General features: G+C 77.0%; 13 protein-coding genes and 1 riboswitch. Of the genes, 5 read left to right on the top strand and 8 right to left on the bottom strand.

The genetic code is table 11. The annotated features are described in order from the left end of the window. Window positions 1-28 precede the first annotated feature (28 nt). Together CHB98_RS10235 and CHB98_RS10230 are read right to left on the bottom strand one after the other, a co-directional pair. Entirely contained in the window at window positions 29-1,003 is a 975-nt protein-coding gene (locus CHB98_RS10235) for a carbohydrate kinase family protein (RefSeq protein ID WP_089305493.1), read from the bottom strand. A gap of 89 nt (window positions 1,004-1,092) precedes the next feature. Further along, entirely contained in the window at window positions 1,093-1,749 is a 657-nt protein-coding gene (locus tag CHB98_RS10230; protein ID WP_089305492.1) for a CDP-alcohol phosphatidyltransferase family protein, read from the bottom strand. Between the two features lie 57 nt (window positions 1,750-1,806). Here CHB98_RS10230 and CHB98_RS10225 point away from each other — a divergent pair, with 57 nt between their 5' ends. Next, the gene (locus CHB98_RS10225) at window positions 1,807-2,616 is read left to right on the top strand and encodes a lipase family alpha/beta hydrolase (RefSeq protein ID WP_089305491.1); all 810 of its coding nucleotides are present in this window, start codon (window positions 1,807-1,809) and stop codon (window positions 2,614-2,616) included. Between the two features lie 76 nt (window positions 2,617-2,692). Here the strand turns inward: CHB98_RS10225 and CHB98_RS10220 are convergent, their stop codons facing one another. From CHB98_RS10220 to CHB98_RS10205, 4 genes are read right to left on the bottom strand one after another with little or no spacing between them, the layout of a single operon-like run. Then, window positions 2,693-3,505 (bottom strand): ABC transporter permease, encoded by an 813-nt coding sequence (locus tag CHB98_RS10220; RefSeq protein ID WP_089305490.1) that lies wholly within the window; start codon window positions 3,503-3,505, stop codon window positions 2,693-2,695. Beyond that, window positions 3,502-4,422 carry an ABC transporter ATP-binding protein gene (locus tag CHB98_RS10215; protein WP_089305489.1) on the bottom strand — a complete coding sequence of 307 codons (921 nt, stop codon included), beginning with the start codon at window positions 4,420-4,422 and terminating at the stop codon, window positions 3,502-3,504. The genes CHB98_RS10220 and CHB98_RS10215 overlap by 4 nt, the downstream gene beginning before the upstream one ends. Continuing rightward, complete coding sequence (locus CHB98_RS10210; protein WP_089305488.1) at window positions 4,419-5,519, bottom strand: LolA-like protein; 1,101 nt, start codon at window positions 5,517-5,519, stop codon at window positions 4,419-4,421. The genes CHB98_RS10215 and CHB98_RS10210 overlap by 4 nt, the downstream gene beginning before the upstream one ends. Before the next feature lie 41 nt (window positions 5,520-5,560). Then, a complete protein-coding gene (locus CHB98_RS10205; protein WP_089305487.1) occupies window positions 5,561-6,505 on the bottom strand; it encodes a DUF808 domain-containing protein in 945 nt (314 codons plus the stop codon). Window positions 6,506-6,799: 294 nt separating this feature from the next. Between CHB98_RS10205 and CHB98_RS10200 the strand changes: the two genes are divergently transcribed. After that, the gene (locus CHB98_RS10200; protein ID WP_089305486.1) at window positions 6,800-7,426 is read left to right on the top strand and encodes a hypothetical protein; all 627 of its coding nucleotides are present in this window, start codon (window positions 6,800-6,802) and stop codon (window positions 7,424-7,426) included. 7 nt (window positions 7,427-7,433) lie between these two features. On the opposite strand, the gene metF is transcribed toward CHB98_RS10200, so the two are convergent. After that, window positions 7,434-8,336 (bottom strand): methylenetetrahydrofolate reductase [NAD(P)H], encoded by a 903-nt coding sequence (gene metF / locus CHB98_RS10195; RefSeq protein WP_089305485.1) that lies wholly within the window; start codon window positions 8,334-8,336, stop codon window positions 7,434-7,436. A 168-nt stretch (window positions 8,337-8,504) separates the two neighbouring features. On the opposite strand from metF, the gene CHB98_RS10190 reads away from it, so the two are divergent. From CHB98_RS10190 to CHB98_RS10180, 3 genes are read left to right on the top strand one after another with little or no spacing between them, the layout of a single operon-like run. Further along, window positions 8,505-9,632, top strand: a complete 1,128-nt coding sequence (locus CHB98_RS10190) for a polyprenyl synthetase family protein (RefSeq protein ID WP_089305484.1) — start codon at window positions 8,505-8,507, stop codon at window positions 9,630-9,632. Next, entirely contained in the window at window positions 9,632-11,128 is a 1,497-nt protein-coding gene (crtI, locus tag CHB98_RS10185) for a phytoene desaturase family protein (RefSeq protein ID WP_089305483.1), read from the top strand. The genes CHB98_RS10190 and crtI overlap by 1 nt, the downstream gene beginning before the upstream one ends. Further along, window positions 11,125-12,072 (top strand): phytoene/squalene synthase family protein, encoded by a 948-nt coding sequence (locus CHB98_RS10180; protein ID WP_089305482.1) that lies wholly within the window; start codon window positions 11,125-11,127, stop codon window positions 12,070-12,072. The genes crtI and CHB98_RS10180 overlap by 4 nt, the downstream gene beginning before the upstream one ends. Here CHB98_RS10180 and CHB98_RS10175 read toward each other — a convergent pair. After that, entirely contained in the window at window positions 12,041-12,364 is a 324-nt protein-coding gene (locus CHB98_RS10175) for an Rv2175c family DNA-binding protein (protein WP_089305481.1), read from the bottom strand. The genes CHB98_RS10180 and CHB98_RS10175 overlap by 32 nt on opposite strands. Window positions 12,365-12,403: 39 nt before the next feature. After that, window positions 12,404-12,488: riboswitch (ZMP/ZTP riboswitch) on the top strand. Window positions 12,489-12,491: the final 3 nt, after the last annotated feature.

Below are 12,491 nucleotides of genomic sequence, written 5' to 3'. Positions count from 1 at the left end.
CCCCCGGCACGGTGGGGGGACCGCGATGTCACGGCAGGTGGGCGGCGACCTCGCCGGCGGCGTCCGTGCCGAAGGCGTCGGCGAAGCGGGCGAGGAAGGGCTCGCGGTGCAGCTCGTACTCCTGGGTGCCGATGACCTCGACGGCCTCGGTGGCCACCGCGGACCCCAGCTGGGTGGCCCGCTCCAGGCCCAGGCCCCACATCCGCCCGGCGATGAACCCGGCGCGCAGGGCGTCGCCCCCGCCGGTGGGCTCGACCGGCTTGGTCTCCGGGACGGCGATCACCTCGATCGGCGCGGCGCCGGCCTGGCGGACCAGCACGCCGTCGGCCGCGCGCGTGGTCACCCAGGTGCCGACCCGGTCGAGCACCTCGGCCTCGCTCCAGCCGGTCTTCTGCAGCAGCAGGGCGGCCTCGTACTCGTTGGTGAACAGCAGCTCGGCGCCGTCGACCAGCTCGCGGATCATCCCGCCGTCGGCCCAGGCCAGCTGCTGGCTGGGGTCGGCGACGAAGGCGTAGCCGCGGGTCCGGCACTCCTGGGTGTGCCGCACCATCGCCCGCGGGTCGTTGGGGCCGACGACGACCAGGTCCAGGCCGCCGACCCGCTCGGCGACGGGGGTCAGCTCGATGGACGCCGCCTCGCTCATCGCCCCCGAGTAGAAGGAGGCGATCTGGTTGTTCACCGCGTCGGTGGTGCAGACGAACCGGGCGGTGTGCTTGAGCTGCGACCAGTGCACGCTCGCGGTGTCCACGCCGTGGCGGGTGAGCCAGGAGTCGTAGTCGGCGAAGTCCGACCCCACGGCGCCGATGAGCACCGGGGCCAGGCCGAGCAGGCCCAGCCCGTAGGCCATGTTGGCGCCGGCCCCCCCGCGGTGCTGCACCAGGTCGTCGACGAGGAAGGACAGGGACACGTTCTCCATCTGTCCCTCGACGAACTGCTCGGTGAACTTGCCCGGGAAGGTCATCAGGTGGTCGGTGGCGATGGAGCCGGTGACGGCGACGGGCACGGGGCGCTCCCTGGATGACGTGCGCGGGGACGCCCGGTGGACGCCGGACGACGAGGGTCCCACCTTAGGAGCAGCCGGCACGCCCCGCCTCAGTCGGCCAGCGCCCGGCGCAGCGACGCGCCGAGCTGGGCGACGCCGACCACCCCGAGCAGGCAGCCGACCGCCGTCCCGGTGGTGACGACCGCCCCCGCGAGGTCCAAGCCGGACACCACGCCCGCCCCGCCGAGTGTCAACCCGGTCATCGCCACCCTGGTGGGGCGCTCCCACACCGAGATCTGGCCGGTCTCGGCCACCCCGGCCTGCCCGGCGCGGGCGCGCAGGTAGTCCGGCAGCCAGCACAGCCCGCCGAAGGCCGCGGCCAGCCAGCCGGGGGCGCCGGCCACCCACAGCGCGGCGGCGAAGGCGGCTTCGCTGAGCCGGTCGACGGCCGAGTCGAGGACGAAGCCCCGCCGCGAGGCCCGGCCGGTGGCGATGGCGAGGGCGCCGTCGAGGCCGTCGAGGACCGCGGACAGCCCGACGAGCAGCCCGGCGGGCACCAGCCACAGGCCACCGGCGGCGGCCGGGACGACGGCGGCCGCGGCGACGAGCAGGCCGGCGGCGGTCACCGCGACCGGCGGCAGCCCCCGGGTGGGGCGGGCGAGGGCGTACACCATGGACAGCCAGCCGCGCACCAGCCGGCTGCCGGTCGGGTCGGCGCCGCCGTGCCAGGTCGACCAGGCGGCGAGGTACTCCTCGCGGCTCAGCACGGCGCCCGCTCCACCAGCGCAGTCCACCAGGCGGCGCGCAGCGGGGACAGTGGTGGGGTGCTCGCCGGTCTGTCCCCCGCCCGCCGCCGCCTGGTCGCCGCCCTGCTCGCCCTCGTCGCCGCCGCCGTCCTGGCGGGCGGGGCGGCGTGGCTGCTGGGGCGCCCGGCCGTGGGCGCCGGCGCCCCGGTGGCCCAGGAGCGGCCCGGGCCGGTGCTGCTGGTGCCCGGCTACGGCGGGTCGACCGCGGCGCTGCGGCCGCTGGCCGACCGGCTGGCCGCGCTGGGCCGGGACACCGCGGTCGTCGAGGTCCCGGGCAACGGCACCGGCGACCTGGCGGCCGCGGCCGACGCGCTGGCCGAGGCGGCCGAGGCGGCGCTGGAGCGCACCGGCGCCGGCAGCGTGGACGTCGTCGGCTACTCCGCCGGCGGGGTGGTCGCCCGGCTGTGGGCCGCGGACGGCGGCGCGGACGTCGCCCGGCGGATCGTCACCCTGGGCTCGCCGCACCACGGCACCGCGCTGGCCGACCTGGCCGGCCGGCTGGCCCCCGAGCAGTGCGCGGACGCCTGCCGGCAGCTGGCCACCGGCAGCCCGCTGCTCGCCGAGCTCAACGCCGGCGACGAGACGCCGGAGGGCCCGGCCTGGGTGTCCATCTGGACCGCGCAGGACCAGACGGTGACCCCGCCGGAGTCCGCGCGGCTCGACGGGGCGCTGGAGCTGCCGGTGCAGTCGGTGTGCGCGCAGGCCCGGGTGGGCCACGGCGAGCTCCCCCGCGACCCGCTGGTGCAGGCGATGGTGCTCGAGCAGCTCGGCGCCGCGCCGCCGGCCGCCCTGGGCCCCGACGACTGCGCCCGCCTCAGCAGCGGCTGAAGCGACGTGCTGGAACGGCTCTCCTGCAGGGGCCCGCCGCGAGCCTGCGAGCGGCGGGGGGCAGGAGGGTCCTCTGTCAGCTCGTGACGTCCTTGGTGGTGAAGTTGGCCCACGCCGCGGCGAGCAGCACCCCGACGTAGACGCCCTGCAGGGCCAGCCCGCGGACGACGTCCCGCCACAGCACCGGGTCGCGGAACAGGTCGACGAACGCCAGCCAGTAGCGGGTGGGCAGGTACGGGGCGATCGGCGAGGCGGCGTCCAGGGTGAACAGCAGCGAGGAGGTCACCAGCACCGCGAGCGCGCCGAGCGCGGCGGCCAGCGGGGAGTCGGTGAGGGTGGAGAAGAACAACCCGAACGCCGCGACGCCGAGCATGGACACCGTCACGTAGCCGATCGCCATGGCGCTGCGGCCGGCCAGCTCGGTCTGGGTCAGCGAGGTGCCCGACACCGACGTCGTCCCGCCGGTCGGCTGGGCCTCGAACAGCGTCGTCCCGACGACGTAGCCCACCGCCGCCACCACCAGCACGGTGACCAGGACGAACGCCATGAGCGCCACCAGCTTGGCCAGGAGCAGCCGGGTGCGCCCGGCCGGGCGGGCCAGCAGGTAGCGCAGCGTGCCGGCCTGCGCCTCGCCGGCGACCGCGTCCCCGGCGACGACGGCGACCGCGATCGGCAGGAACAGCGGCAGCACGATGGCCAGCGCGGCCAGCGGGAACAGCGCGCCGTTGGTGAGCACGGCGGACAGGAACGGCGGCCCCTCCCCCGGCCGGGGCGCCAGGTCGGTCAGCTGCAGCAGGACGGCGACCAGCACCGGGAGCGCGTTGAGGACGGCGATGGTCACCCAGGTGCGCGGCCGGCGGAACAGCTTGCGCAGCTCGACACCGATCACCGCGGCCCCTCGACCCGGTCGGCGCTGGTGCCGGCCGCGGCCAGCACCACCTCCTCCAGCGTCGGCCGCTGCAGCGCCAGCCCGGTGACCGGCACCCCGGCGGAGACCAGCCGGGCGTTGACCTCGGCCGGGTCGGCCCCGCGCACCACGACCCGCCCGCCGTCGGCGCCCAGCACCCGACCGTCGAGCACCGCGCGCACCCGCGTCACCTCCGGGGTGTGCACCACGGTCGCGCCGGTGGGCGCGGTCAGCCGGGCCAGCTCGTCCTGCAGCACCAGCCGGCCGCGGCCGAGCACGCCGACGCGGGTGCACAGCTGCTCGACCTCGGCCAGCAGGTGGCTGGAGAGGAACACCGTCGTCCCGCCGCGGTTGAGCTCGAGCAGCAGCTCGCGGATCTCGGTGATGCCCTGCGGGTCCAGGCCGTTGGTGGGCTCGTCGAGCACCAGCAGCTCGGGGCGGCGCAGCAGCGCGGCGGCCAGGCCCAGCCGCTGGCGCATGCCCAGGGAGTAGGCGCGCACCGGGCGCCGGTCGATGCCGCCCAGGCCCACCTGCTCCAGCACCTGCTCGATCCGCGCGCGGCGGGTGCGCCGGGAGCCGCCGGGCCCGGCGGCGTCGATGAGGGACAGGTTGGTGCGGCCGGACAGGTGCCCGTGGTGCGCCGGCCCCTCGACCAGCGCGCCCACCCGGGGCAGCACCCGGCGCCCGGCGCGGGGCATCCGCTCGCCGAGCAGCTCCACCTCGCCGGCGGTGGGCAGCACCAGGCCGAGCAGCATCCGCACCGTGGTGGTCTTGCCCGAGCCGTTGGCGCCGAGGAAGCCGTAGACGTCGCCGGCGCGGACGTCGAGGTCGATGCCGTCGACCGCGCGCAGCCGGCCGTAGCGCTTGACCAGCCCGCGGGTCCGGATGACCGGGGTCACGAGGCGGCCCCGGGCAGCTGCCGGGCGGCCTCCGCGAGCGCGTCCAGGGTGACCGTACCGGTGAGCACGTAGGCCGGCCCGCCGGCGCGCTCCACCAGCATCAGCCCGAGCGGCCCGGCGGCGACCCGCGTGCCGAGGGCGTCGGTGACGGCCTCGGGGCTGGCGGTCAGCGCCTCGCGCAGCCCGCCGGCCAGCCGCTGCGGCACCGGCACGGCCGCCAGCAGGGTCACCCCCCGGCCGTACACGCCGACCGCGCCGGGCACCCCGGTGAACGACCGCCGGGGCAGGCCGGCCAGCTCGGCGGGCAGTGACACGTCCGGTGCGCGCTCGCCGGCCTCGGCGATGAGCCCCTCGGTGTCGGGGGCGGTGAGCACGGTGGCGTCCGGCGGCGGGGTGAAGGCGACCACGTCCGCCGGGGGGACGGCGAGGTCGAGGTCCAGGAAGCGGGTGTCCAGGGCGGGCAGGGCGGCGTCCTCGCCGTACACCTCCACCTGCAGCGGCAGCCCGCTCGCCGGGTCGACCCACACGTCGACCCGAGCCACCGAGGAGGCGGGCTCGGCCGGCGCCACCCGCAGGCCGAGCGCGTCGCGACCGGCGACCCGGCGGGCGCCGGCGCGGGTGACCTCGTCGTCGGTGGCCTCCGACAGCAGCCGCCGGCCGAGGGCCGCGGGCAGCAGGTCCGGCGGGGCGGGCAGCGCCAGGGACGCCGGCAGCCCGCGGGTGGCGGTGCCCGCCTCGAAGTCCCAGGTCCAGGTGCCGCCGGGGTCGCGGTGCACGCCGGTCTCCCCGGCGGCGGCGACGACGTCGACCCGGTGCTCGTCGGGGCCGCGCCACCACACCCGCATGAGCGTGCGGTCGCTGAACAGGTCGGCGGCGGCGGTGAGCCGGTCGGACACCGGCAGGGCCAGCCCGCCGGCCGACACCGCGTACCCGGAGAAGCCGACGTCGGCGCCGTCGAGGACGGCGGCGCGCAGGTCGGCCGCGGGCACGTCCGCGTCGTCGGCGGGCAGCGCGGCGACGACCGAGGGCAGCGCCACCAGCACCGCCACGAGCAGGGCGACCGCCGCCCAGCGCGCGAGCCTCCCCCGTGCGGCCATGCGGTCCACGGTACGTGCGGGGCCCGTGCCCCGACCGGGCTCTAGTGGGAGCCGGCGCGGGACCTGCGCCGGTGGATGGTGAGGGTCACGACGGCGACGATCACGGCGCCGACGGCGAGCCCGACGAGCGCGCTGGCCAGCGTGTCGACGAACCAGGCGAGCACCCCGCCGAGGGCCCCGGTCGCGTCGTGGACGACCTCCTCCAGGTGGTGCAGGGCGTCGTAGAGCAGGTGGAAGCCGAGCTCGTCGGTGCCCACCAGCAGGATGTGGCCGCCGACCCACAGCATCGCGGCCATGCCCAGCACGGTGAGGGTGGCGAGCAGCTTGGGCATCGCCTTGACCAGCCCGCGGCCGAACCGGGCCACGCTCCTGCCGGGCCGCTGGGACAGCTTCAGCCCGACGTCGTCCATCTTCACGATGAGGCCGACGAAGCCGTAGACCAGCACGGTGATGGCGACCGCCACGACCGCGAGGATCGCCGCCCGCGACCAGAAGCCCTCGTCGACCACCTCGTTGAGCGAGATGACCATGATCTCGGCCGACAGGATGAAGTCGGTGCGCACGGCGCCGGTCACGATGGTGTCCTCGTCCGGCGGCGCCTGGTCCTCCGCGGCGGCGTCGTGGTGGCCGCCGCCGACCTTCTCCCAGATCTTCTCCGCCCCCTCGTAGCAGAGGTAGGCCCCGCCGATCATGAGGATCGGGGTGAGCAGCCAGGGCAGGAACTGGCTGAGCAGCAGCACCGCGGGGAGGATGACCAGCAGCTTGTTGCGCAGCGACCCGAGGGCGATCCGCCGCACGATCGGGATCTCCCGCTCGGCGGCCAGGCCACGGACGTACTGCGGCGTGACGGCGGCGTCGTCGACGACGACGCCGGTGGCCTTCATGCTCGCCCGCCCGGCGGCGGCGCCGATGTCGTCGACCGAGGCGGCGGCGGCACGGGCCAGCACCGCCACGTCGTCGAGCAGGGCTGCGAGTCCAGCGGCCACGGCACGTCCTCCCGATCGGTCCGCACGGGTGTGCGGCTCCGGTGATGGTCCCTGGTCCCGCCGCAGCGCGCGCGTCCGGCACCTCCCCGTCCGGACGGCGGTACCCACCCCGGCCGGCTCCCGCACCATGATCCCGGACGCGCGGGCCGCTGACCCCGGCCGGGTGGCGGCCGTCTGCGGGCTCCTCCCCGCTCTGCCGGCGGGATCGCGCCCGCAGTGGCCGGGAGGTGGCGGCAGAGCACCCGGACGGGGCCCCGCGCATGGCCGGCCCGCGAGCGGGGGTAGACCGCCGGCATGGCCCCTCCCATCAGCGACGCGGTCGTCGTCGACGTGCTGCGCCGGGTCGACCGGCTGACCGCCCCGCTGGTCCGCCGGCTCGGCCGCCCGCCGGCGCTGCCGCAGGCCGAGCGGGACCGCTGGTGGGCCCACCGGGTGGGCAGCGTCGCCGCCGGGGCGAGCGCCGTCCCCCGCCTGGCCGGCAAGGTCGCCGACCTGCTGCCGCTGCAGAACACCGTCGGCTCCGCGGTGCAGGCGCTGGTCGTCGGCGGGGTGGCGGCCGAGCACGGCGTCACCGACGAGGCCGAGCGGGTGTCGCTGCTGGCGCGGGTGCTGCTCGGCCGCGACCTGCCCGCCGAGCGGGTGCGGCCGCTGCTGGCGCGGGCCCGCGGCGCGTACGCCGACGAGGTGCTCGGCGAGCGCGAGGACCGCGGCGCCCTGCGCACGCTGTGGCGGGTGGCCCGGCTCCTCGGCCGGATCGACGACACCCTCGACGCCCGCCCCAAGGGCCGGCTGCACCACCGGGCGCTGTCGAACCTGCCGGTGGTGGGCGTGGTGGGCGGCTACGCGGCCGAGCGGGAGGGGCTGCGCCGGGCCGCGGCCGCGACGGCGGCCCTGCTGGCCGGCCGCGACCCCGCCCGCTGAGCCCTGCTCAGTGCGGGGAACCGACCGCGGCCAGGTTGGCGTGGACCTCCCGCGTCGCCGTCGAGCGGTTCATGGTGATGAAGTGGATGCCCGGCACGCCCTCGTCCAGCAGGGTGCGGCACAGCTCGGTGGCCACCTCGACGCCCAGGGCGCGCACCGCGGCCCGCGCCTCCGGGGTGTCGCCGTCCAGCTCGGCGAACCGGGCGGCCAGCTGCTCGGGGAAGGCCTGCCCGGACAGCTGCACGATCCGGCTGATCTGCCGGGCGCTGGTGACCGGCATGACGCCGGCGATGATCGGCACCCCGCAGCCGGTGGCGGCGACGCGGTCGCGCAGCCGCAGGTAGTCCTCGGGGCGGAAGAACATCTGGGTGATCGCGAAGTCCGCGCCGGCCCGGCACTTGCGCACGAACATCTCCACGTCGGTGTCGAAGTCCGGCGAGCGCGGGTGCCGCTCGGGGAAGGCGGCCACGCCGACGCAGAAGTCGCCCATCGAGCGGATCAGCTCCACCAGCTGGGCGGCGTACTGCAACCCCTCGGGGTGGGCCACCCACTCCGCCTGCGGGTCGGCACCCGGCGGGTCGCCGCGCAGGGCCAGCAGGTTGCGCACCCCGGCGGCGGCCAGCCGGCTGACCACGTGCCGCAGCTCGGCGACGCTGTGGTCGACGGCGGTCAGGTGGGCCAGCGGGGTCATCGTGGTCTCGGTCGCGATCCGCTCGGTGACCGAGACGGTGCCCTCGCGGGTCGACCCGCCGGCGCCGTAGGTGACCGAGACGAACGACGGGTGCAGCCGCTCCAGCTCCCGCAGCGCCGTCCACAGCTGGCCGGCGCCCTCGGGGCTCTTGGGTGGGAAGAACTCGAAGGACCACGTCGGCCGGCCCCCGGCGAGCAGCTCGCGCACGGTCGGGGTCATGGACGGCGAGGATACGGACTCCACGCCCCGTGGCGCCGCGGCGCATCCGGACGGCGGCGTTCCGGCGAAGGGCGAGGCACGGCTCCCCACCCGCCCCAGGAGGCTGATCCCATGGCTCTGACCCGGGTACCGGCCGCGCCCGGTCCGATCGCGCGCGATACTCGTCCCGTGATCGCCGGGGCGCAGCAGCGCGAGTCCATCGCCCTCCCCCCGGCCGGCCCGTCGGCCGCGGCCGAGCTCGACCGCGTCCGGGCCGCCGTCTCCGCCGCGCTCTCGGACTTCCTGGCCGTCCAGCGGCAGACCCTCGCGGCGATGGACGAGTCGCTGGTCCCGATCATCGACGAGGTCTGCGCGATCGCCGACGGCGGCAAGCGGCTGCGCCCGCTGTTCGCCTACTGGGGCTGGCGCGGCGTGCGCCGGGAGAGCGCCGGCGAGCGCGACGCGGCCGTGCTGCGGGCGGTCGCCGCGCTGGAGTTCGTGCACGCCAGCGCCCTGGTCCACGACGACGTCATGGACGGCGCGCTGACCCGGCGGGGCCGGCCGTCCACCCACGTCGGCTTCGCCGCCCGGCACGGCGACGGCGCCCTGGCCGGGGACGGCGAGGCGTTCGGCGTCGGCGCGGCCATCCTCGTCGGCGACCTGGCGCTGGTCTGGTCCGACGAGCTGCTGCGCTGCTCGGGCATCTCCTCCGCCGCGCTGTCCCGGGCCCGGGTGGTCTGGGACACCATGCGCACCGAGGTGACCGCCGGGCAGTACCTGGACCTGCTGCGCGCCGCCGGCGGGCTGCCCGGCGTCCAGGGCGCGCTGACCGTGGCCCGCTACAAGAGCGCCGGCTACACCGTGCAGCGGCCGCTGCAGCTGGGCGCGGCCATCGCCGGCGCCGGCGAGGGCGCCGCGGAGGTGTACACCGCGATCGGGCTGCCGCTGGGCGAGGCGTTCCAGCTGCGCGACGACGTCCTCGGGGTGTTCGGCGACCCGGCGGTGACCGGCAAGTCCGCCGACGACGACCTGCGCGAGGGCAAGCAGACCCTGCTGGTCGCCCTGGCGCAGGAGGCCGCCGACGCCGACGGCCGGCGGCTGCTGGCCGCCACGCTGGGCGACCCGGCCGCCGGGCCGGCCGAGCTCGACGCGGTGCGGGCGCTCATGGAGTCCACCGGCGCCCGGGCGCAGGTCGAGCAGCGGATCGCCGAGCGCACCGCGCTGGCCCGCAGCGCCATCGCCGAGGCCCCGCTCGCCGAGGACGCCCGGGCCGCGCTGGACGCGCTGGCCGTCGCCGCGACCACCCGGACCGCGTGATGGTGCGCACCGTCCCCGGCCGCACCGACCGGGTCGTCGTCGTCGGCGCGGGCCTGGCCGGGCTGTCGGCCGCGCTGCGGCTGCGCGGCGCCGGCCGCGAGGTCACCGTCGTCGAGCGCGCCGCCGGGCCGGGCGGGCGCGCCGGGCGGATCGAGGAGCGCGGTTACGCCCTCGACACCGGCCCGTCGGTGTTCACCGCCCCCGAACTGGTCGCCGACACCCTGGCCGCGGTCGGCGAGAAGCTCGAGGACCGGCTGACGATGGTCCCGCTGGAGACCACCTACCGGGCCCAGTTCGCCGACGGGTCGCACCTGGACGTGCACGCCGACCCCGACGCCTTCGCCGCCGAGGTGGCCGCGCTGTGCGGACCGGCCGAGGCCGCGGCCCTGCGCCGGTACCTGGCCGACCTCGCCGAGCTCTACCGGCTGCAGCTCGGCACGTTCATCGACCGCAACCTGGACACCCCGCTGGACCTGCTCGGCCCCGAGCTGGTCCAGCTGGCCCGCCGCGGCGGGTTCGGCCGGCTGTCCCGGCACGTGGAGCGGCACTTCGCCGACGACCGGCTGCGCCGGCTGTTCAGCTTCCAGGCGCTCTACGCGGGCGTCTCGCCCTACCGGGCGATCGCGGCCTACGCGGTCATCGCCCAGCTGGACATCGGCGCCGGCGTCTGGCACCCGGTGGGCGGCATCGGCGCCGTCCCCCGGGCCATGGCCGCCGCGGCGGCCGACGCCGGCGTGACCCTGCGCTACGCCACGGGGGTGCGCGAGCTGGAGTGCACCGGGCGGCGGGTCACCGGCGTGCTGCTGGACGACGGCGAACGGCTGCCCGCCGACGCCGTCGTCGTCACCGTCGACCGGCCGGAGACGCTGGTGCCCGGCTTCCGCCGGCTGCGCCGCCCGGTGTACTCGCCGTCCTGCGTGGCCGTGCACGTCGGCGTGCGCGACGAGCTGGCCGGCCAGGCGCACCACACGATCAGCTTCGGCGCCGCCTGGCGCGAGGTCTTCGACGAGCTCACCCGCGACGGGCGGCCGATGACCGACCCCAGCCTGCTGGTGAGCATGCCCTCGCTGACCGACCGCAGCCTCGCCCCCGCGGGCGGGCAGGTGCTCAGCATCGTGGCCCCGACCCCGAACCTCGACCCGCGCAGCGGCGGCAACCCCGGGCTGGACTGGCCGGCGCTGGGCCCGCGCTACCGCGACGAGGTGCTGGCCACCCTGGAGGCCCGCGGCTGGACCGGGCTGACCGGCGCCATCGAGGTCGAACACGTGGACACGCCGCTCACCTGGGCGCAGCAGGGCATGGCCGCCGGGACGCCGTTCGCGCTGGCGCACACCTTCGGTCAGACCGGCCCGTTCCGGACGCCGACGCTGCCCCGCCGCGGCCCGGAGAACGTCGTCCTGGCCGGCTCGTCGGTGCAGCCGGGGGTGGGCGTGCCGATGGTCGTCATCAGCGGCCGGCTGGCCGCGGAGCGGATCACCGGGGTGCCGGCCCGGTGACCGCCGTGCAGCCGCCGCGCACCCGGGCGGAGCAGCAGGCCCGGCTGGACGCCGCCTACCGGTACTGCGCGGCGGTCAACGCCGAGCACGGCAAGAGCTACCACCTGGCCACCCGGCTGCTCACCCCCGACCGCCGGCCGGCGATCCACGCCCTCTACGCCGCCGCGCGCACCGCCGACGACCTGGTCGACCACCCCGGCGCCGACCCGGCCGGCGACCTCGCCGACTGGTCGCGGGCGCTGCTGGCCGAGCTCTCGGCCGGCTGGTCCGACGACCCGGTGCGCCTGGCCACGGTGCACACCTACCGCCGGTACCGCATCCCGGTGGAGCACCTCGTCGACTTCCTCGCCGCGATGACCAGCGACCTCACCGTCACCGGCTACGCCGACCTGGCCGCCCTGGAGCGCTACACGTGGGGCTCGGCGGCGGTCATCGGGCTGCAGGTGCTGCCGGTGCTGGGCACCGCCCCCGGGGTGGCCCCCGAGGAGGCCGCGCCGCACGCCATCGCGCTCGGCGAGGCGTTCCAGCTGACCAACTTCCTGCGCGACGTCGGGGAGGACGCCGACCGCGGCCGGGTCTACCTGCCGGCGGACCTCATGGCCGCGCACGGGGTGACCCGCGAGCAGCTGGCGGCCAAGCGGTACGACGCGGCGTTCCGCGAGCTGATGCGGGAGATGGTCGCCATCGTCCGGCGGCGCTACGACGACGCAGCCCCCGGGACGGCGATGCTCGCCCCCGAGTCCCGCGACTGCGTGCGCGCGGCCACCGACCTCTACGGCGGCATCCTCACCGAGATCGAGCGCGCCGGGTACCAGGTGCTCGACCGGCGGGTGCGGGTGCCGAAGCCCCGCCGCCTGGCGGTGTTCGCCCGCCGGCTCGCCGCTGCACAGGCGGTACGGCTCGGGACGCGAGTCAGAAGGCGAGCGCCTGCGCCCGCCGGGTGACCTCGGTGTGCCGGTCGTGGCGGAGCGCCTCCACCGGGGTGCCGGGCAGCGTGTCGTCCTCCCGGAACAGCCAGGCGAACACCTCCTCGTCGCTGAACCCGCCGTCCTTGAGGACGGTGATCAGCCCGGGCAGGTGCTTGAGGACGGCGCCGTCGAGCAGGAAGTCGGCCGGGATCCGGCTGTTCCCGCTGCCGGGGACGGCCATGAGCCGGTGCTCGCGCAGCAGCTGGCGGACCCGGTTCGGGGAGACCCCCAGGACGGCGGCGACCTCCGCAGGGGTGAGCGTCTCCATGTCACCCGAGCCTAGGACCCCCTCCGCCCGGATACGATGACGCGGGGCCGTGACTGGCGCTGCACAGGTGGACCACCACCGGGGAGCGGCCCGCACCACCCCGCCGGGCGCCTGGGCACCCACCCGT

The sequence above is a fragment of the Geodermatophilus pulveris genome, from assembly GCF_900188375.1.
GTDB classification, from domain to species: Bacteria; Actinomycetota; Actinomycetes; order Mycobacteriales; family Geodermatophilaceae; genus Geodermatophilus; species Geodermatophilus pulveris.
The sequence above is the reverse complement of the archived record's forward strand: the minus strand, read 5'-3'. Positions and strand labels throughout refer to the sequence as shown.